Source organism: Kitasatospora sp. HUAS MG31 (genome assembly GCF_040571325.1).
Lineage (GTDB): Bacteria > Actinomycetota > Actinomycetes > Streptomycetales > Streptomycetaceae > Kitasatospora > Kitasatospora camelliae.
This window is the reverse complement of sequence record NZ_CP159872.1, coordinates 7,398,321-7,416,382: the sequence shown is the minus strand read 5'-3', so window position 1 is coordinate 7,416,382 and position 18,062 is coordinate 7,398,321. Positions and strand designations below refer to the sequence as shown.

Genomic DNA, 18,062 nt, shown 5'->3' with positions numbered 1-18,062 from the left:
GGGCCTGCGGGGTCCGGCGGATTCCGGCGCGGCGGGCGGCCGGGGTCGTATCCCTCCGTATCCCTCGGCGCGTGCGCCGAGCCCCCCGTGGGTCCGTCCGGACGGTTCGTCCTGGGCGCGGGTGCCCGGGCGTCGTGACCGTGTGTCACGCGACGGCGGGCGTGCCGGATCAACGCCGTGAGGGAGATCCTCCCGTGGACCTCAACACCATCACCGAAGTCGTCCGGCGCCCGGCCGACCGGCCGGGGGCGCAGTGGCGCCCGGGGGACGCCTGGCTGGCCGGCGGGACGTGGCTGTTCTCGGCGGAGCAGCCCCGGCTGCGGCGCCTGGTCGACCTGACGGCGCTCGGCTGGGAGCCGCTGGTCGCGGACGACACCGGGCTGGAGATCGCGGCGACCTGCACGATCCGCGAGCTGTACGCCTTCTCCCCGCCCGCCGAGTGGCGGGCCGGCCCGTTGTTCGCGGCGGGTTGCGAGGCGTTCCTGTCCTCGTTCAAGGTCTGGAACGCGGCGACGGTGGGCGGCAACATCTGCCTCTCGCTGCCCGCCGGTCCGATGATCACGCTGGCGGTGGCGCTGGAGGCCCGGTACGAGCTCTGGGCCCGGGACGGGTCCGTCCACGTCGTCGACGCCCTCGACTTCGTCACCGGCGACCACCGGAACGTCCTCGCCCCCGGGGAGGTCCTGCGGCGCATCAGCATCCCGGCGCACGCGCTGCGCAAGCGGGTCGCGCACCGGCGCTTCTCGCTGACCCGGCTCGGCCGCTCCACCGTGTTCCTGGTCGGGACGCATACGCCGGGGTCCCAGGACCTGCTGCTGACCGTCACCGCGGGCACCACCCGTCCGGTGCGGCTGGCCTACCACACCCTGCCCGACGAGCGGACGCTCCGGCAGGGCATCGACGCCGTCCCCGCCGAGGTCTGGTTCGAGGATCCGAACGGGACGCGCGACCACCGCCGGCACCTGGCCCGGCACTTCGCCGAGGAGATTCGCCGCGAACTCGCGGCCGGGGACTGACATGACCTACCTCGTGAACGGCAGGGGCTTCGAGCGGGAGCCGGCGCCCGGCCAGTGCCTGCGGACCTTCCTCCGCGAACTCGGCCACCCGGGCGTCAAGAAGGGCTGCGACGCGGGCGACTGCGGCGCCTGCACGGTGTGGCTGGACGGCGTTCCGGTGCACAGCTGCGTCACGCCGGCGTTCCGCGCGGAGGGCCGTGCGGTGACCACCGTCGAGGGCCTGGGCACGCCGGGCGACCTTCACCCGGTGCAGCGCCGGTTCCGGGACGCGCCGGGGTTCCAGTGCGGGTTCTGCACCGCCGGGATGATCATGACCACGGCGGCCCTCACCGAGGAGCAGCGGCAGGACCTGCCACGGGCGTTGAAGGGCAACCTGTGCCGCTGCACCGGGTACCGGGCGATCGAGGACGCGGTGCGGGGCGTGGTCGGCGTGGCGGGGTCGGCGGAGCCGGGCCGCGCGGTGGGGACGAGCGTGGGCGCGCCGGCGGCCGAGGAGGTGGTGACCGGGCGGGCCGAGTTCACCATGGACGCCCGGATGGACGGCATGCTGCACCTCAAGGTGCTGCACTCCCCGCACGCGCACGCCCGGATCGTCTCCATCGACAAGTCGGCGGCCCTGGCCGTGCCGGGCGTCCGGCGGGTCTACACCTGGGCGGACGTGCCGCGGCGGCGGTTCACCACGGCGATCCACACCGACCACCTGGTCGATCCGGACGACACGTACGTCCTCGACAACACGGTGCGGTTCGTCGGGCAGCGGGTGGTGGCGGTGCTGGCGGACTCGGTGGCGGCGGCGGAGGAGGGCTGCCGGCGGGTGGCCGTCGAGTACGAGGTGCTGCCGGCGGTGTTCGACCCCGAGGAGGCGATGGCCGAGGGGGCGCCGCAGGTGCACGCGGCCGACGACCCCTTCGTCCGTGACCCCGCCCGCAACATCCTTCTCGAACTCCACAGCGACATCGGCGACGTGGAGGCCGGGTTCGCCGAGGCGGACGTGGTCCACGAGGGCACGTACTCCTCGCCGCGGGTGCAGCACGCGCACCTGGAGACCCACGGTTCGATCGCGTGGATGGCGGACGGGCGGCTGAACGTCCGCACCAGCTCGCAGTCGCCGTCCATCGCCAAGGTCAAGCTGGCGTACCTGTTCGCGCTGCGCCCGGACCGGCTGCGGGTGTTCTGCCGGCGGGTCGGCGGCGGGTTCGGCGGCAAGCAGGAGGTGATCTCGGAGGACCTGGCGGCGCTGGCGGCGCTGGACACCGGGCGGCCGGTGAGCTTCGAGTACACCCGCGAGGAGGAGTTCACCACGGCCTCGCCGCGGCACCCGATGACGCTGACCGTGCGGCTCGGCGCCAAGGCGGACGGCACGCTCACCGCGTTCCAGGTCCGCAACGTGTCGAACACCGGCGCGTACGGCAACCACGGCGGCGAGACGCTGTACGCGGGCGGCGCGGCGGTGATGCTGTACCGGTGCCCGAACAAGCGGTACGACGCGTACTCGGTGTACACCAACACCGTGCCGAGCGGGGCGCTGCGCGGGTACGGGATGACGCAGCCGGCGTTCGCGGTGGAGTCGGCGATGGACGAGCTGGCCCGGGCGCTGCACCTGGACCCGTTGGAGCTGCGGCGGCGCAACATCGTGCGGCCGGGGGATCCGCTGGTCGCCCTGCACGACGGCCCGGACGACGTGGCGTTCACCGAGGACGGGCTGGGGCGGTGCATCGACCTGGTCGAGCGGGCGCTGGCCCGGGCGCCGCAGGAGCCGCCGCCGGGATCCGGCTGGCTGGTCGGGACGGGGGTGGCGAGTTCGCTGCACGAGACCGCGCCGCCGACCGAGCACCTCTCGGAGGCCTGGGTCACCCTGGGCGACGACCTGGTGTACGAACTCGCGGTCGGGACGGTCGAGTTCGGGGAGGGCACCTCCACCGCGCACGTGCAGATCGCGGCCGACCAGCTGGGGACGGTGCCGGCCCGGATCCGCCTGGTGCAGTCCGACACCGACCGGACGGGCTTCGACACGGGCGCGTTCGCCAGCGCGGGGCTGTTCGTGGCGGGCAACGCGGTGCTGCGGGCGGCCGGCGCCGTCCGGGACCGGATCGTGGAGTTCGCGGCGGCGTACACCGGCGTCCACCCGGTGCTGTGCTCGCTGGAGGACGGCGAGGTGCTCTGCGGGGAGCGGCGCGTCCCGCTGGCGGAGCTGGTGGCGGAGGCCCGGGCGCGGGGCATCCGGTTCACCGCGGCCCGCAAGGCGTACGGGTCGCCGCGCAGCGTCACCTCCAACACGCAGGGCTTCCGGATCGCCGTGCACCGGGTGACCGGTGAGATCCGCGTCCTGTACAGCGTCCAGGCGGCGGATGCCGGGGTGGTGATCAATCCGGCGCAGGTGCGGGGGCAGGTGGAGGGCGGGGTGGCGCAGGGCATCGGGTTCGCGCTGACCGAGAACCACCGGCTGGACGCGGACGGCGCGGTGGCCAACCCGAACCTCCGCAACTACCGGATCCCGACCTTCGCCGACGTACCGCGCACCGAGGTGCTGCTGGTGGACACCTCGGACTCGTTCGGACCGGTGCGGTCCAAGGGGATGGCGGAGTGCTGCATCAACCCGGTGGCGCCGGCGCTGGCGAACGCCCTGCACGACGCCACGGGCGTCCGCTTCCGTTCGCTGCCGCTGACCCCCGAGCGGATCTACGGCCGGCTGGGCGCCCACCGGCAGGCGCCGACGGCCCGGGCCTGATCGTCATGGAGACCGCCGACCGGCGCGGGGACTCCTCGGCGACGGCCATCATCGGACAGAAGGTGCTGGCCGGGCAGGAGCACGACTACCGGGTCTGGCAGGAGACCGTGAACGCCGCGGCCGCCACCTACGCGGGCTTCCGCGGCGCGGAGATCTCCCCGCCGACGCAGCTGCAGCCGGACTGGGTGGTGGTGTACCGGTTCGACTCGATCGCCCACCTCCAGGCGTGGATCAACAGCGCCACCCGGCAGGGGCTGCTGGACGTGGGCCGCCGGTACTTCGACGGGCCCGGCACCCAGCAGGTCGTCAGGGGCGGTGCCCGGGTGCCGGATCCGCTGGTCACCGTGGTGGTGGCACACCGGGTGGACCCGGAGCACGTGCCGGACTTCCTGGAGTGGCAGCGGCGGATGACCCTGGAGGAGAGCCGGTTCGAGGGGTTCCGCGGGACGGAGCTGTTCCGTCCGATCGAGGGGTTGCAGGACGAGTGGACCACGCTGTACCGGTTCGACACCGCCGAGCACCTGGACGCCTGGCTGACCTCGGGGAAGCGGCGGCGGGTCCTGGAGGAGGGCGAGCGGTTCAGCGACTTCCGGCTCCGGACGATCGACAACTCCTTCGGCAGCTGGTTCGCCTTCGACGGGAGCGGCCGGCAGGCACCCGGGCTGCTGTCGGAGACCAAGACCGCCATCGCGGTCTGGGTCGGCCTCTACCCGACGGTGATGCTGCTGACCCTGATCCTGTCGCCGGCGGCGATGCCGCTGTGGATCGGGCTGCTGGTGGCCAACCTGCTGTCCAGCTTCACCATGACCTTCTTCACCATGCCGTACTACGCCAACCCGCTGCTGAGGCGGTGGCTGCGGCCGCCGCCGGGCGAGCCGCCGGGCCGCACCAACCGGCGGGGCCTCGCGCTCGTCGCGGCGGTGACGGTGGGGTGGGTGAGCCTGTTCTTCCTGATCACCCGGGTGTTCTGGACACTGCCGTGAGGGTGCGTCAGATCTCGTCGTCGGCGGCAGTGGCGGCGTCGGTGGCCGGGTCGGTGGCGGTGGAGGTGGTGGCCGGTTCGTACCAGAGGCTGGCCATGGGGGAACGGGTGGTCCAGCCGAGGGCGGTGTAGAGCGCCCGGCCTTCCGGGGTGCCGACCAGGATGCCGGTGGTGGCGCCGGCGGCGTGGGCGGTGTCCTGGAGGGTGCGCATCACCAGGCTGCCGAGGCCGCGGCGGCGGTGGGCCGGGGCGGTCTCGATCTGGTCCACGCCGGCGGTGCGGCCGGTGGGGGCGACCTGGCCGCGGGCGGCGAAGTGGCCCTCGGCCGTCCGGACCAGCACGCGGGTGACGCCGCCCCTGGTCCACCGGGTCAGGGTGTAGCCGGCCGGCACCACGGGCCGCTCGGGCGCGAGCGGAACGGTCATCAGGAAGCCCGGCTGGTCGAACCGCCAGCCCGGGCCCAGCCACGGCCGGACGGTGTCGTCCGGGGCGAACAGCTTCAGCCAGGTGCCGGGGGCGCTGGTACCGGCCACGATCTTGCGGACCTCGGCCTCGGTGGGCTCCGGCAGCACGTGCCGCGAGACGTGCGCGGCCTGGCCCATGTCGACGGTCCATCCCCAGGGCTCGTCGATCGGGTCGGACGCCCCTCTGGACACGATCCAGCCGTCGACCCACATCCGGACCAGCTCGCTGACGGTCGCTTCCCGCACCTGCAGCCCCCTGCAAGAGATGAAGGCGGCCAGCGTACCTTACACGGGGAAGGTACGGCGAGACCCACGGCCCGACCGGACCGCGGACACCGGGCCCGGACCGGGGCCGGGGCCGGGGCCGGGTCAGACCTCCGGCACCTCCGGCACCTCGGGCACCTCGGGCGGGGACGGGAAGCACAGGCCCGCGCAGTCCTGACCGTGCGGGCGCTGCCCACCGAGGCCGTGGCAGGCGGGGCACACCGCCCGGGGACCCGCCCCGGACTGCCGCGCCCGCCCCGTCCCCCGGCAGGCCAGGCACCGCCCGGCCGAGGCACCACAGGTACAGGGACGCGCCGACCGCCCGAGCGCGGCGAGAAACTGTGAGTAGTCCACACCCCCTCAACGACCCACCCACCACCGGAGTGTCGCCCCCGGCCGCCCAAGGGCGGACCGAGGGCGGGAACGCAGGGGGCCCGGCGCGTGGTCACCACAACTCACGCGCCGGGCCGGGTGGGCCCGGCGCGGTCACCACGACACGCGCACCGGGGCCGGACGGGCCTGGTTCGGGGGCCCTGACCGGCGGCGTTGTCGACCACGCCGTCGGGCTTGACTCCATGGGACCAGCCCACAGGCGGGCCGGGCAAGCCCGGAAGGGCCGCGGCGCCATACCCTTCGGTGGCCTGCGGCAAGCCCTTCGGTGCCACCGGGACGGCGACCCCCGGTCGGACGGCGGCGGCCACGGCCGGACGGCGGCCGGGCCCCGGTACCGAGGGTTACTCGCCGGGGTAGCGGACGCCGATCCGCTCCCGGACGGCGTCCAGGGTCCGCATCACCGCGAGGGTCCCGTCCAGCGGCACCAGCGGCGACTCGGTCTCCCCCGCCCGCAGGCAGCGCATCACCTCGGCCGCCTCCAGGCCGTACCCGTGGCCGGTGCGCCCGGCCCGGAACACCTCGGGTTCACGGCCGGCCCGGTGCAGGGTGAAGCCGTCGGGGTGGAAGAAGTCCCGGTCGAGTTCGATGCGCCCGGCGGTGCCCTGGATGGAGGCGCGCTGCCCGCAGTCCGCGTCCAGCCCGCAGGAGAGCAGCGCGGTGGCGCCGCCGGCGTGGCCGAGCAGGACGGCGGTGGCCGCGTCCACCCCCCGGTCGGTGAGCCGGGCGTGGGCCTGCACCGACTCCGGCTCGCCCAGCAGCAGCTGGGCGAAGGCGACCGGGTACACGCCGAGGTCGAGCAGCGCTCCGCCGCCGAGCGCCGGGTCCCAGAGCCGGTGGTCCGGGTCCTCGGGGCCGACGAAGCCGAACTCGGCCTGGACCACCCGAACCTCGCCGATCGCGCCCTCGGCGACCAGCTCGGCGATCCGCCGGATGCTCGGGTCTAGCCAGGTCCACATGGCCTCCATCAGGAACAGCTCCCGCTTGCGGGCCAGCGCGATCAACTCCGCGCTCTGGGCGCTGTTCAGGGTGAAGGGCTTCTCGCAGAGCACCGCCTTGCCGGCGTCCAGCATCATCGCCGTGGCGGCGTGGTGGGAGTCGTGCGGCGTGGCCACGTACACCACGTCCACCTCCTCGTCGGCGGCCAGGTCGGCCCAGCTGCCGTAGGCGCGGGGCAGCCCGTGGCGGTCGGCGAAGGCTCGGGCGGAGGCCTCGGTCCGGGAGGCCACGGCGAACGGCTGTGCGCCGGGGACGTGGGCGAGGTCCTCGGCGAAGGCGGTCGCGATCCCACCGGTGGCGAGGATGCCCCAGCGGATCGGGCGGTCGGTGATCGGTGGCATGACGGTCCTTCGGGAGCCGGGGCGGGGGGCGGCGAGGGTCCGGTCAGCGTAGCGATCGGGTGGGCGGGGAGGTGGTGCCGTCTCTCCATCCGGCACCGCCCGCGGCACGCCCGCCGGTTATGCCCGGGATGTCCGATGCGCGCCGTAGCGTGGGCCCATGCCTGCACCTCAGCCCGGGCGCCCGACGCGGTCCGCCCCGTACCTGGCCGCCGCCGGCGCGTTCGCGGTCTGCATGGCCGGCACCACCCTCCCGACCCCGCTGTACGGCCTGTACCAGGAACAGATCGGGTTCTCCGAGCTGATCGTGACGGTGGTGTTCGCGGTCTACGCCTTCGCCGTGGTCGCGGTGCTCTCGGCGGCGGGCAGCGTGTCGGACACGGTCGGGCGGCGCCCGGTGCTGCTGGCCGGCCTGGGGTTCGCGGCGCTGAGCGCGGTCTGCTTCCTGCTGGAGAACGGGCTGCCGCTGCTGTACCTGGGCCGGATCATGTCGGGCCTGTCGGCCGGCCTGTTCACCGGCACCGCCACCGCGTACGTGATCGAGCTGGCGCCGGAGGGCGCGGGCGGCCGGGCCGCGTTCGCCGCCACCGCCGCCAACATGGGCGGGCTGGGCCTCGGTCCGCTGATGTCCGGCGTCCTCTCCCAGTACGCGCCCGACCCGCTGGTGCTGCCGTTCGCCGTGCACCTGGGGATGGTCGCGGTCGCGGCGGGGGTGGTCGCGATGCTGCCCGAGACGGTGCCCGGCGCCCAGCCGGTGCGCCGGGCCCGGCTGCGGGCGCCGAAGCTGCCGCGGGAGGTCCGCGGGGTGTTCGTGCCCTCCGGGGTGGCGGCGTTCACCGGGTTCGCGCTGTTCGGCGTCTTCACCGCCGTGTCGCCGGCCTTCCTCACGCAGACCCTGGACGTCCACAACCGCGCCGTGACCGGCCTGATCGTCTTCTCGGCGTTCCTCGCCTCCACCGTCGGCCAGCTGGCGGCGGGCCGGCTCGGGGCGCGGCGGGCCCTGCCGCTGGGCTGCGCCGTGCTGGTCGCCGGGCTGGTCCTGCTCGGCGGAACGCTGCTGGCGGAGTCGGTGGCCCTGCTGGTGCTCAGCGCCCTGGTCGGCGGCACCGGGCAGGGGATGTCGCTGCGCGGCGCGGTCGGCGCGGTGGCCTCGGCGGCCCCGGCGGAGCAGCGCGCCGGGACGATCTCCTCGCTGTTCGTGGTGGCCTACACGGGCCTGGCCGTCCCGATCATCGGTGTGGGGCTGCTCACCGGGCGGATCGGGCTGGAGGAGGCGGGCGTGGTGTTCATCGTCACCATGACGGTCCTGACCCTCTTCGCCGGCTCGTACCTGCTGCGCCGCCCGGTGCCCGGCACCTGACGTCCTGCGCGCTCAGTGGTCCTCGGCCCACTTGATGGAGCAGCCCATGCTGGCGCGGTGCGGCTCGGGTACGGACCGGCCGGCCAGGACCAGGGTGACCGCCTCCCGGAGCAGGTACCCGGTGACGGGTTTGCGGTTGCCCGGGGTGGAGTCGTCCAGGGCGCCGCGGTAGGCGAGTCGCCGCTCGCGGTCGAACAGGAAGAAGTCCGGGGTGCAGGCGGCCCGGTAGGCGCGGCCGACGGACTGGTCGGCGTCGATCAGGTACGGGAAGGTCCAGCCGGTCCTCGCCACCTGGGCGCGCAGCCCCTCGGGGCCGTCGGTGGGGGCGATCGCGGGGCTGTTGGTGCAGATCCCGACCACCGCGAGGTCCGGGAACTCGCCGACCAGCCGGCCGAGGCCCTGCTCCACGTGCCGGACGTACGGGCAGTGGTTGCACAGGAAGGCGACCAGCAGGGCGGGCGCGGCGGCGAGGTCGTCCCGGGCGACGGTCCGGCCGTCCAGCGCGGGCAGCGCGAAGTCGGGGGCGGGGGTGCCCAGCGGGACCATGGTCGAGGTGGCAGCCATCACGGTGATCCTGTCCTCGGGGGCCTACGGCCATCGTAGGACGCACCCCGGGCGGGCGGGCGCGGGCGGGACGGCAGGGGGCGGGACCGGTCGCCGGCGCCGGCGGCCCGTCCGGGCGCGGGCCGTGGGACGGCGGTTCGGCCGTCCGGGTAGCAGCGCGGCGCGTGCGGTTGCCTCCGGGCGGCGACGGTGGAACCGTCCGGACCGGTTCCGCCGGTGCGGAGCGGACCGGACCGACCTGCGGAGGCAGCCGATGACACCGTCCGACCCGACGCCCTCCCCGCCCGACCCCGCACCGGAGCCCGCCGCACCGGGCGGGACCGGGGTGACGGCCGGTCAGGTGCTCCGCAACCCGAGGATCTGGGTCATCCCGACCTGCCTGGTCGGCGTCGTCGCCCTGCTGCTGGCGCTGCTGTACATGGGCGGCATCCTCAACCCGCGGATCGACCTGCACCACCTGCCGGTGGGCCTGGTCAACGCCGACCGCGGGGCGACCGTGGACGGCCAGCAGCAGAACCTGGGCCAGCGGGTGACCACCGCCGTCGCCGCGGCCCCCGACCCGGACCAGCGGGTGGACTGGCAGATCCTCACCCCCGCCGAGGCCCAGCAGAAGCTCGCCTCGAACCAGCTGTACGGGGCGCTGGAGATCCCGGAGGACTTCACCGCGGCCGTGGTCGGCCTGGGCGCGCCGCCCACCGGTACGCCGGTGCGGCCGACCGCGGTGGTGCTGACCAATCCGGGGTCGGGCAGCCTGGCCTCCTCGTTCGCCAGTTCCATCACCCAGGACGCGGCCCACCGCGCCTCGCTGGAACTCGGCAAGCAGCTGACCGCCACCGCCGCGCAGCGCGCCGCCCAGCAGGGCACCCAGGTGTCCAACCCGGCCGCCCTGCTGCTGGCGGACCCGGTCACCGTGGAGACCCGGGTGGGCCACCCGATCGGCCCGCACAGCGGGCTGGGTCTGAGCGCGTTCTACTACACGCTGCTGCTGGTGCTGGCCGGCTTCCTCGGCGGCAACGCGATCGGCAACGGCGTCGACGTGGCGCTCGGGTACACCGACAACGAGCTGGGCCCCTGGCACACCCGGCGGCGGACCGTGCCGATCACCCGGCGCCGGACCTGGGTGGTCAAATCGGTGATGAGCACCGGGATCGCCCTGGTCTCCTCGGCGGCCATCATGCTGGCCACGGTCGGGATCCTCGGGATGGACGCCGGGCACCTGCCGCTGCTCTTCCTGTTCTCGTTCTGCGCCACCACGGCGGTGGGGCTGGGCGTACAGGCCATCAATGCCACTTTCGGCGGGGTGGGGCAGCTGATCAGCATGTTCGTGTTCATCGTGCTGGCGCTGCCCTCCTCGGGCGCCACCATCCCGCTGCAGGCGCTGCCTTCGTTCTACCGGTTCCTGGCGCACTTCGAGCCGATGCGGCAGCTCAGCGACGGGGTGCGGGCGATCCTGTACTTCGACGCCCAGGCGGACGCCGGGCTGGCCCGGGCCTGGATCATGATCGGGATCGGGACGGTCCTCGCCCTGATCCTCGGGTTCGCGATGACCAGCTACTACGACCGCAAGGGCCTGCACCGGCTGGTCGCCGAGTCCGCGGCCTGAGGGCCTCGGCGGCCGGAGGTGGCTTCGGGGGTCGGGGGCTTCGGGGGCCGGGGGCTTCGAGGGCTGCGGCTGAGTGACCGGGCGGGCGTGTCCGGCGAGCCGTGTTGCGGCGGGCCCGGGACGGACCGAGATTTGGGCAGGGGGACGAATCGCCGGAGGGAAGGCCCCGTGAGTTCGCAGCCGCCGTCAGGATCGTCCGACCCGTCCGACCCGTCCGGCCCGCCCACCGGGCCGCTGTCCGGTCCGGGGGCCGGCGGGCCGCCGCCGTCGGGACCGACCCCGCGGCCGCCGTCCGGCCCCGGCTCGTACCCTCCCGGACAGCCGGACGCACCCACCACCGTCGGCGGCGGCCTGCCGCCCGGACCTCCCGGCGAGTCGCCCCGGACGGTGGTGGGCGGCGGCGAGCCCGGTCCGCCCGCGCCGCCGTGGTGGCGCCGTCCGCGGGTCGTCATCCCGATCGCCGTCGTCGCGGTGGCGGGCATCGCGGTCGGCGTCGCCTTCGCCACCTCGGGGTCGGGCGGCGGCAATGTCGAGGTGCCACCCGCGGCCACCTCCTCCCCGGCCTCGCCCTCGCCCGAGGAGTCCCCCGGCGAGACCGGCACCACCCCGCCGGCGAAGCCCACCGGCTACCAGACGCCGACCACCCCGCCCCCGGGCCGGGCCACCACCACGCCGCCGCCGACCCGCTCCCCCGCGACCCGGACCACCCCGCCGACCACGACGTACACGACGTACACGACGCCGACACCCCGGGTGACCACCTCGGCCCCGGCAGCCACGCCGAGCTACTGACCGGGCCGAGCCGAGCCACCGATCCGAGAGGGTCACAGACAGGGGCGCGGGGAACTGCGCGCAGCGGAAGAGTGCGACGCCGTAACCTTCCGCGCCGCGCAGTCCCCGCGCCCCCTGGGTTAGCCGATCAAGCCAAGCAGAGTCCTCCCGCCCCAAGTCGGTCCGTCGAGCCTGGTGGCGGTCGAGCAGCGTGGCGGGCCGCCGTGGCACCGGTCCCGCGTGGGGGGACGTGGCGGGACCGGTGCCGGCCTCACCCGGCCGCGGGGGGCGGGCCGGGGGTGTGGGTGGCCCGTACTGCGTGGCGGGGGCAGGCGCAGGCGGGCCAGTCGGGGAAGCGCGGGATCGGGGCGGTGCCGTCCGGGACGAGGGTGACCGGTCCGCGGTGCCCGTAGCGGGTGCCGTCGGCGGCGACCCGGTACGTGCGGATCGTCATCCCCGGCCGGTGCCGCGGGACCGGTGTCCGGCCCTGGGCGGCCTCCCGCTCCGCCCCGGCGGTGCGGTACGTCCCGGTGTCGCCGCTCACCGCGGCTCCGCGGGCCGCCTTCGACGGCGGACCGCGGAGCCCGTACGGAGTCTGCGGGCGCCGGCCGCCCGAGCGCGGTCCCGGGCGGGCGAGGGGTGGACGGTGGCGGGATGGGCGCTGGGCATGGCGGTGCCTCTCTGCTGCGGTCATGGCCGGCGGGTCGGGTCCGGGCCGGGGCCCGTCTTCGCGAACCGTCGTGACCAGTCAGCCACCGTCAGCTACCGTCTCCCAGAGCAGAGTTGGAGCGTTTCCCAGGCGTCCTCCGCGCACTGCCGGGCCTGACCTGGGGTTTTGCTGCGGGCGGGCGGGAGGCGTGATGACGTCCAGGCGCGACGGATTGGCCGAGCGGCGCTCGGCGCTGGGCTACAGTCAGGAGCAGTTGGCCGATCGGCTCGGGATCGCCACCTCCACCGTGGTGCGCTGGGAGGCCGGACGGGCCACCCCTCAGCCGTACCAACGCCCGCGGCTCGCCCGGCTCCTGAGGATCAGCGCCGAGGAACTGAACGAACTCCTCACGCCCCGGCGCCCGACCGGTCCGTTCGGCGAGGCGGGTGCGGCCGTCACCGCTCCACCGTTCGAGGAATTCGAGGAATTCGAGGAATTCGAGGAAGCAGTCGAAGTACCGGAGGACGACGTGAACAGACGCCGATTCCAGATCAGCGCGGTCGCGGCCCTGGCCGCCGGCGCGGCGGCCGAACCCTGGGGGCGGCTGGCCGCGGCACTCGACGGCGGCGGCGTGGACCGGACGACCGCGGACGGCCTGCGGGAGGCCACGGCCGCGATGTTCACCGCCGAGGAGCACACCACCGCCCGGCAGCTCGCCTCCCGGCTGTCCGCGCACCTGGACACCCTCACCACCCTGCTGCCCGGCGCGGGCGTCCACCGGGCGGCGCTGACCATGGCCGCCGGCGAGACCGCCGCACTGGCCGGCTGGACGGCCTGGGACCTCGGCCGCTACGAGGAGGCGCAGCGCTACTACCGGGTGGCCCGGCTGGCCGCCGAGCGGGCCGGGCACGCCCCGCTGCACGCGCTGGTGCTCGGCTACACCTCGTACGCGGTCGCTCCGGAGACGGCCCGGGCGATGCTCACCGCGGCCCAGGAGCACGTCCGCGGGCCCGGTTACGCCACCGCCCGGTCCTGGCTGTGCGCCCGGGAGGCCGAGGAGGCGGCGGCCTCCGGTGACCGGGACGCGGCGGTCCGGGCGCTGGACCGGGCGCTGGTGGCCTTCGACTACGCCGATCCGGAGCGGGAGCAGGCGTGGGTGAGCTTCTTCCGCCGTCCGCGCCTGGGGTCGATGCAGGTCGCCACGTACGCCCGGTTGAACCATCCCGGGCTGGGCGCGGCCGCCGACCGGACGCTGGCGGACCTGGGCGGGGACGACAGCAAGGTCCGGGTGGCGGTGCTCGGCGACCTGGCCGCCGGGTACCTGACGGCCGGGGACGTGGAGCGGGCCGTGGAGATCGGGCGGAGAGCCCTGGCGGCGACCGTACAGAGCGAGGCGACCATGGGCCGGGTACGGCTGACGGCGCTCGCCGAGCAGCTGCCCCCGACGCGTGCGGCCCGTGACCTCCGTGAGGAGATCCGGGCCGCACTCGTGTGAGCGGTGGCGTGCGCGCCGACCGGGTCACCGGCGCCGACCGCGTCATCCGGTGGTTTCGGCGCGCACCCAGTCGAGGTAGGCGGAGGAGCCGGTGACGACCGGGACGCCGATGATCTCGGGTGTGTCGTAGGAGTGCAGTTCACCGATCCGTGCGGCCAGCCGGTCGCCGACCGCGGCCCGGGTCTTGAGGTCGATCCGCCACTCCGAGGCGTCCTGCACCTCACCGTCCCACCAGTACACCGAGCGGACCGCGTACACCTGCGCGCACGCGGCGAGACGCTCGCGCACCACCGCGGCGGCGAGTTCACGGGCCTTGGCCTCGTCGTCGTGGGTCGTGGTCACCACGATGAAGTCACGGTTCGTCATGCCAGGCAGCCTACGGTCCCGGTACGACCCGTCAGGCGGGTTCCGCCGGGGACCTCCGCCGTCCGGCGGTTCAGTGGCCGCAGGCCTGGTGGAGGGCGTCCCAGTCGCGCAGTTTGACCCGCTCGCCGCGGCCGAGGGCGGCGGCCAGGTCGTGCTCGGCGGCGTCGATGGCCAGCCACTCCCGGTAGCTGACCGGGTGGACGCCGGCGGCGGCGAGCCGTTCCGGGAGGCCGGCGGCCGGTGGTCCGGGCTCCTGCGCCGGGGTGGGGCCGGCGCCGCGCGGGCGGCCGGCGAGGTCGGCCAGCAGGGAGCGGACGGTCTCGGCGGCGTCCGACTTGTTGCTGCCGATCACCCCGGTGGGTCCGCGTTTGAGCCAGCCCGCCACGTACTCGCCGGGCAGCGGGCGGCCGTCCGGGCCGAGCACCCGTCCCTCGTGGTGGGGGACCACTCCCCGGACGGCGTCGAAGGGCACTCCGGGCAGCGGGACGCCGCGGTAGCCGATGGAACGCAGCACCAGCTGCACCGGGAGTTCCGCGAACTCGCCCGTCCCGACCGGGCCGTGGGCGTCCTCGCCGGGTCGCGGCGGGCGGGTCCGCTCGATCCTCAGGCCGGTCACCCGGTCGGTGCCGAGGACCGCGACCGGCCGCCAGCCGAAGCGCAGGTGCACCCGGCGCGCGGCGGAGGGGCGGGGCGGGGCGGGCCGGGCGGCCCACTCCCGGAGCACCGCGAGGTTCTGGCGTACCCGGCGGTCCGCGACCGGGACGCCGTCCGGCACGGGGCCGTCCGCCACCGGGACGCCGTCCGGCGATCGGACCCCGTCCGGCAGCCCGTCCGGCGCTCGGACACCGTCCGGGTCGAGTCCGGCGGCGCCCGGGTCCACGGTGACCTCGATGCCGGGGACCTCGCCGAGTTCGCGCAGCTCCCTGGGGGTGAAGCGGGCCTCGGCGGGGCCGCGCCGGATGATCACGTGGACCTCCCGGACCCGGCTGGCCAGCAGGGCCGCCAGCACGGGTTCGGGGACGTCGGTGGCCCGGAAGGCGGCGGGGGGCGCGGCCAGCACCCGGGCCACGTCCAGCGCGACGTTGCCCGCGCCGATCACCGCCACCGCCTCCGCGTCCAGGGTGAACGCCGCCGGGTCCGCGTCCGGGTGCCCGCAGTACCAGCGCACGAACTCGGCGGCCGCCGTGCTGCCCGGCAGTTCCTCGCCGGGCACCCGCAGCCGGCGGTCCGCCGGTGCGCCGGTCGCGTACACCACCGCGTCGTAGCCGGCCAGCAGCATGCCGCGGGTGACCTCCCGGCCGAAGCAGACGTCGCCGAGGAACCGGACTGAAGGGTGTTCCAGGACCCGCCGCAGGTAGTCGGCGATGCCGCGGATCGAGGGGTGGTCCGGGGCGACCCCGTAGCGCACCAGGCCGTACGGGGTGGGCAGCCGGTCCAGGACGTCCACGGCGGCCGTGATCCCGGCGGCGCCGGCCTGCTTGATCACCGCCTCCGCGGTGTACAGCCCGGCCGGTCCCGAGCCGACCACGGCCACCCGCAGGCGGGCCGGCGGGGTTCCCCGGGCGGCGGGGTCGGGCGCCATCAGGCCGGCCCGCCCGCGGGGCGTTCCCGGTCGCGGCGTCCGCCCTCCGGCGGACCGGCCGAGCGGCGGTCCACCCGCGCACCCATCGGTCTCTCCTCCCGGTCCGGTGCACCCCCGTCACTCCATCCTCCCACCGGCGGGCGCGGGGGCCGCTCGGTGCGGTGCGGCATGGCAGGCTTGCGGCCCATGGACGAGAAGGACGCGGGTGAGCGGGCGACGGACCTCCCGCTGCTGGTGGTGGACGCCGCGAACGTGGTGGGTTCGGTGCCCGACGGCTGGTGGCGGGACCGGCGGGGCGCCACCGAGCGGCTGCGCGACGCGCTGACGGCCGTGGCCGAGCACGGGCTGGCGGACGTCCGGGCCGACGGGCCGGCCGGGCCGCTGGAGGTGGTCCTGGTCGTGGAGGGCGCCGCCCGCGGTGTGGCCGGCGTCCCGCTGGTCCGCGTGGTCGCCGCCACCGGCAGCGGGGACGACCGCATCGTCGACCTCGTCGCCGCCACCCTGGCCGCCGACCCGCACCGGCCCTGCACCGTCGTCACCGCCGACCGCGAACTCCGCGCCCGCGTCACCGCCCTCGGCGCCCACGTCCTCGGCCCCCGCACCGTCCGACCGGCCTGACGAGAAGTCGGGTGCCACCGTGCGCCCCGCCGAGGGTACTCGGCGGGTGCAGAACCTCCCCACCAACCCCGACCGGCTCGCCTCGCCGGTGTGGCTGACGGACGACGGCGGCAGGCGGTGGGAACTCCGGCGTCGGCGGATCGATCTCCGGGTCGTGCGACGGCTGCTGAAGGACCGTACGGCCGTGGTCGTGCTCGGCGAGTGCGGAGGACTCCGCCCCCGGCCGGTGTCCCCCGCGGAGCGCTCCGGCCTCCGGGAGAGCGTCAAGGACCGGCAGCTCTGCGGGGTCAGCGGGCGAGTCAGCGAGCGGTGTGCAGGGTGCCCGCCGGGTGGCGGGGGCGGCGGTCAGTCCGGGAAGTCGAGGCACTCCTCGTGCATCCGGCCGGCGAGGAAGTTCCGGGCGTGGGTGTGCATCCGGGCGGCGTAGCGGGGGTCGGCGGCCAGGGCGGAGTAGCCCTCGCCCTGGCAGGTGATCAGGCCGGCGGTGTCGGCGAGGTAGACGTCCAGGCCCGGGTACATCAGCTCGATGCAGGGGATGTCGTCCACGTCGAGGACGAACACCGGGTACTCGCCCGCGTCGTCGGCGGTGCCGGTGGCGAGGACGCGGCGGGAGTCGGAGCCGCCCGGCAGGAGGAAGCACTCGTCGAAACGGTCCGACAGCGCGTCGTAGACCGCGCCCCAGCCGTCGCCGAACTCGTCGCGGGCCAGTTCGCCGAGCGGACGCGGGGTGAAGGTGTGGTCCCCGTCGTCGAACCAGCCGGAGCGGCGCAGCAGGCCGCTGTCGAAGGCCAGCCAGCGGCGCAGGCCGGGCGGCAGCGGGCGCCCGCTGGGGAAGGTGGCGGTGGCCAGCACCTCGGCGGGCACCGGTTCGGGTGCGCCCTCCACCCAGGCGCCCGTGAAGGGGTGGTAGTCGAGCACCGGGCGGCCCGGGTCGGCCGCCACGGCGGCGATGACGCGTTCGGTGAGGGCGACGCCGTGGTCGGGCCCGCTGGCGGCGGTGGTGCCGGTGCCGGTCGTCATGGCCGGGCTGTCCTTCCGGTGGGCTGCGCGAGGTGCCCGGCGCCTCGCCGGTCGGGACGAAGCTACGTCCCGGCGCCGACAACGGGAGCCGGGGGCGGCGCTGTCGGTGGCGGATGGGAGAGTGACCGCCGTGAACGAGAGCATGCACGGAGCAGCCCTGGTGGAGCGGGTCATCGCGCGGGTGAGCGAGGAGGGTTGGCCGACGTCGGAGGCGCCGGACGCGGACGAGCCGGTGCCGCTGCCGCCCGAGGTCATCGACCGGTTGCGGCTGCCCGGCGGGCGTCCGCTGCCGCCGAGCCTGCGCCGCTGGCTGGCGTACGACGGCTCCTGGTTCGAGGAGCTGGGCTGGTACGAGGACGTGCGGGAGCCGGAGTTGGTCGGCCGTCCGCTGGGGGCGACGGCGGAGGAGCTGTACGGCGGGGAGACGGGGGACCCGCTGGTCGCGATGTTCGCCGACTTCGAGCGGCTGCTGCCGGCGCCCTGTCTGCCGCTGGTCGGGGGCTGTGACTCGCGGCGCCTGCTGTACCTGGGCGAGCCCGATTCCACCGGCGAGTACCCGGTGTTGGTGACCGATGTCGACGACCTGCCGTTCGTGGCCGTGATGTACCCGGGGCTGGACGTGTACCTCGCCGATCTCGCCGAGGTGATCGACCTGGACTTCGGCACCTACACCTCGCTGGCCGAGCACCCGGAGTACGGCCCCCGGATGCGGGAGCACGCCGAGCACACCGCGCTGGGCCCGGACGGGCTGGAGATCCAGGACCTCGACTGGCAGGAGTGAGCCACCGGGAGGACGTCCGCGATTAATTCGGTTGCGCGGTGGGAGGAAGCGGCTAGGGTACCGATGTCCTCG

At 75.3% G+C, this 18,062-nt stretch carries 16 protein-coding genes; 9 read left to right on the top strand and 7 right to left on the bottom strand.

Annotation, left to right across the window (positions count from 1 at the left end; all coding sequences use genetic code 11):
* The first annotated feature begins 194 nt into the window (after positions 1 to 194).
* From ABWK59_RS33425 to ABWK59_RS33415, 3 genes are read left to right on the top strand one after another with little or no spacing between them, the layout of a single operon-like run.
* Positions 195 to 1,016: an FAD binding domain-containing protein gene (locus tag ABWK59_RS33425; RefSeq protein ID WP_354644416.1), complete on the top strand. Its 822-nt coding sequence runs from the start codon at positions 195 to 197 to the stop codon at positions 1,014 to 1,016.
* Between the two features lies 1 nt (position 1,017).
* Positions 1,018 to 3,744 (top strand): molybdopterin-dependent oxidoreductase, encoded by a 2,727-nt coding sequence (locus tag ABWK59_RS33420; protein WP_354644415.1) that lies wholly within the window; start codon positions 1,018 to 1,020, stop codon positions 3,742 to 3,744.
* A gap of 5 nt (positions 3,745 to 3,749) precedes the next feature.
* Entirely contained in the window at positions 3,750 to 4,727 is a 978-nt protein-coding gene (locus ABWK59_RS33415) for an antibiotic biosynthesis monooxygenase (RefSeq protein ID WP_354644414.1), read from the top strand.
* A 7-nt stretch (positions 4,728 to 4,734) separates the two neighbouring features.
* Here ABWK59_RS33415 and ABWK59_RS33410 read toward each other — a convergent pair whose 3' ends face one another.
* Both ABWK59_RS33410 and ABWK59_RS33405 read right to left on the bottom strand, forming a co-directional pair.
* Entirely contained in the window at positions 4,735 to 5,436 is a 702-nt protein-coding gene (locus ABWK59_RS33410; RefSeq protein WP_354644413.1) for a GNAT family N-acetyltransferase, read from the bottom strand.
* Positions 5,437 to 6,188: 752 nt separating this feature from the next.
* Complete coding sequence (locus tag ABWK59_RS33405; protein ID WP_354644412.1) at positions 6,189 to 7,184, bottom strand: Gfo/Idh/MocA family protein; 996 nt, start codon at positions 7,182 to 7,184, stop codon at positions 6,189 to 6,191.
* A gap of 157 nt (positions 7,185 to 7,341) precedes the next feature.
* Here ABWK59_RS33405 and ABWK59_RS33400 point away from each other — a divergent pair, with 157 nt between their 5' ends.
* The gene (locus tag ABWK59_RS33400; protein ID WP_354644411.1) at positions 7,342 to 8,541 is read left to right on the top strand and encodes an MFS transporter; all 1,200 of its coding nucleotides are present in this window, start codon (positions 7,342 to 7,344) and stop codon (positions 8,539 to 8,541) included.
* Positions 8,542 to 8,553: 12 nt separating this feature from the next.
* On the opposite strand, the gene ABWK59_RS33395 is transcribed toward ABWK59_RS33400, so the two are convergent.
* Positions 8,554 to 9,105, bottom strand: a complete 552-nt coding sequence (locus ABWK59_RS33395; protein ID WP_354644410.1) for a thioredoxin family protein — start codon at positions 9,103 to 9,105, stop codon at positions 8,554 to 8,556.
* Positions 9,106 to 9,358: 253 nt separating this feature from the next.
* Between ABWK59_RS33395 and ABWK59_RS33390 the strand changes: the two genes are divergently transcribed.
* Both ABWK59_RS33390 and ABWK59_RS33385 read left to right on the top strand, forming a co-directional pair.
* A complete protein-coding gene (locus ABWK59_RS33390) occupies positions 9,359 to 10,708 on the top strand; it encodes a YhgE/Pip domain-containing protein (RefSeq protein WP_354644409.1) in 1,350 nt (449 codons plus the stop codon).
* A 168-nt stretch (positions 10,709 to 10,876) separates the two neighbouring features.
* On the top strand, positions 10,877 to 11,500 hold the full coding sequence (locus ABWK59_RS33385) for a hypothetical protein (protein ID WP_354644408.1): 624 nt from the start codon (positions 10,877 to 10,879) through the stop codon (positions 11,498 to 11,500).
* Between the two features lie 250 nt (positions 11,501 to 11,750).
* Here ABWK59_RS33385 and ABWK59_RS33380 read toward each other — a convergent pair whose 3' ends face one another.
* Positions 11,751 to 12,023 (bottom strand): hypothetical protein, encoded by a 273-nt coding sequence (locus ABWK59_RS33380; protein ID WP_354644407.1) that lies wholly within the window; start codon positions 12,021 to 12,023, stop codon positions 11,751 to 11,753.
* Between the two features lie 316 nt (positions 12,024 to 12,339).
* Here ABWK59_RS33380 and ABWK59_RS33375 point away from each other — a divergent pair, with 316 nt between their 5' ends.
* Positions 12,340 to 13,623 carry a helix-turn-helix transcriptional regulator gene (locus ABWK59_RS33375; protein ID WP_354644406.1) on the top strand — a complete coding sequence of 428 codons (1,284 nt, stop codon included), beginning with the start codon at positions 12,340 to 12,342 and terminating at the stop codon, positions 13,621 to 13,623.
* 42 nt (positions 13,624 to 13,665) lie between these two features.
* Here the strand turns inward: ABWK59_RS33375 and cutA are convergent, their stop codons facing one another.
* Together cutA and ABWK59_RS33365 are read right to left on the bottom strand one after the other, a co-directional pair.
* On the bottom strand, positions 13,666 to 13,989 hold the full coding sequence (cutA, locus tag ABWK59_RS33370; RefSeq protein ID WP_354644405.1) for a divalent-cation tolerance protein CutA: 324 nt from the start codon (positions 13,987 to 13,989) through the stop codon (positions 13,666 to 13,668).
* A 70-nt stretch (positions 13,990 to 14,059) separates the two neighbouring features.
* A complete protein-coding gene (locus ABWK59_RS33365; protein ID WP_354644404.1) occupies positions 14,060 to 15,571 on the bottom strand; it encodes an FAD-dependent oxidoreductase in 1,512 nt (503 codons plus the stop codon).
* Between the two features lie 186 nt (positions 15,572 to 15,757).
* Here ABWK59_RS33365 and ABWK59_RS33360 point away from each other — a divergent pair, with 186 nt between their 5' ends.
* Positions 15,758 to 16,189 carry an NTP pyrophosphohydrolase gene (locus ABWK59_RS33360; RefSeq protein ID WP_354644403.1) on the top strand — a complete coding sequence of 144 codons (432 nt, stop codon included), beginning with the start codon at positions 15,758 to 15,760 and terminating at the stop codon, positions 16,187 to 16,189.
* Positions 16,190 to 16,534: 345 nt separating this feature from the next.
* Here the strand turns inward: ABWK59_RS33360 and ABWK59_RS33355 are convergent, their stop codons facing one another.
* Entirely contained in the window at positions 16,535 to 17,209 is a 675-nt protein-coding gene (locus tag ABWK59_RS33355; RefSeq protein ID WP_354644402.1) for a hypothetical protein, read from the bottom strand.
* A 130-nt stretch (positions 17,210 to 17,339) separates the two neighbouring features.
* Between ABWK59_RS33355 and ABWK59_RS33350 the strand changes: the two genes are divergently transcribed.
* Entirely contained in the window at positions 17,340 to 17,990 is a 651-nt protein-coding gene (locus ABWK59_RS33350) for a hypothetical protein (protein WP_354644401.1), read from the top strand.
* The last annotated feature ends 72 nt before the right edge of the window (positions 17,991 to 18,062 follow it).

Bases quoted from the DNA above. Each gene is read 5' to 3' on its own strand.
- ABWK59_RS33395 (WP_354644410.1), bottom strand. From the start codon at position 9,105: ATGGCTGCCACCTCGACCATGGTCCCGCTGGGCACCCCCGCCCCCGAC.
- ABWK59_RS33355 (WP_354644402.1), bottom strand. From the start codon at position 17,209: ATGACGACCGGCACCGGCACCACCGCCGCCAGCGGGCCCGACCACGGC.
- ABWK59_RS33390 (WP_354644409.1), top strand. From the start codon at position 9,359: ATGACACCGTCCGACCCGACGCCCTCCCCGCCCGACCCCGCACCGGAG.
- ABWK59_RS33420 (WP_354644415.1), top strand. From the start codon at position 1,018: ATGACCTACCTCGTGAACGGCAGGGGCTTCGAGCGGGAGCCGGCGCCC.
- ABWK59_RS33400 (WP_354644411.1), top strand. From the start codon at position 7,342: ATGCCTGCACCTCAGCCCGGGCGCCCGACGCGGTCCGCCCCGTACCTG.
- cutA (WP_354644405.1), bottom strand. From the start codon at position 13,989: ATGACGAACCGTGACTTCATCGTGGTGACCACGACCCACGACGACGAG.
- ABWK59_RS33365 (WP_354644404.1), bottom strand. From the start codon at position 15,571: ATGGCGCCCGACCCCGCCGCCCGGGGAACCCCGCCGGCCCGCCTGCGG.
- ABWK59_RS33375 (WP_354644406.1), top strand. From the start codon at position 12,340: ATGACGTCCAGGCGCGACGGATTGGCCGAGCGGCGCTCGGCGCTGGGC.
- ABWK59_RS33415 (WP_354644414.1), top strand. From the start codon at position 3,750: ATGGAGACCGCCGACCGGCGCGGGGACTCCTCGGCGACGGCCATCATC.
- ABWK59_RS33405 (WP_354644412.1), bottom strand. From the start codon at position 7,184: ATGCCACCGATCACCGACCGCCCGATCCGCTGGGGCATCCTCGCCACC.
- ABWK59_RS33360 (WP_354644403.1), top strand. From the start codon at position 15,758: ATGGACGAGAAGGACGCGGGTGAGCGGGCGACGGACCTCCCGCTGCTG.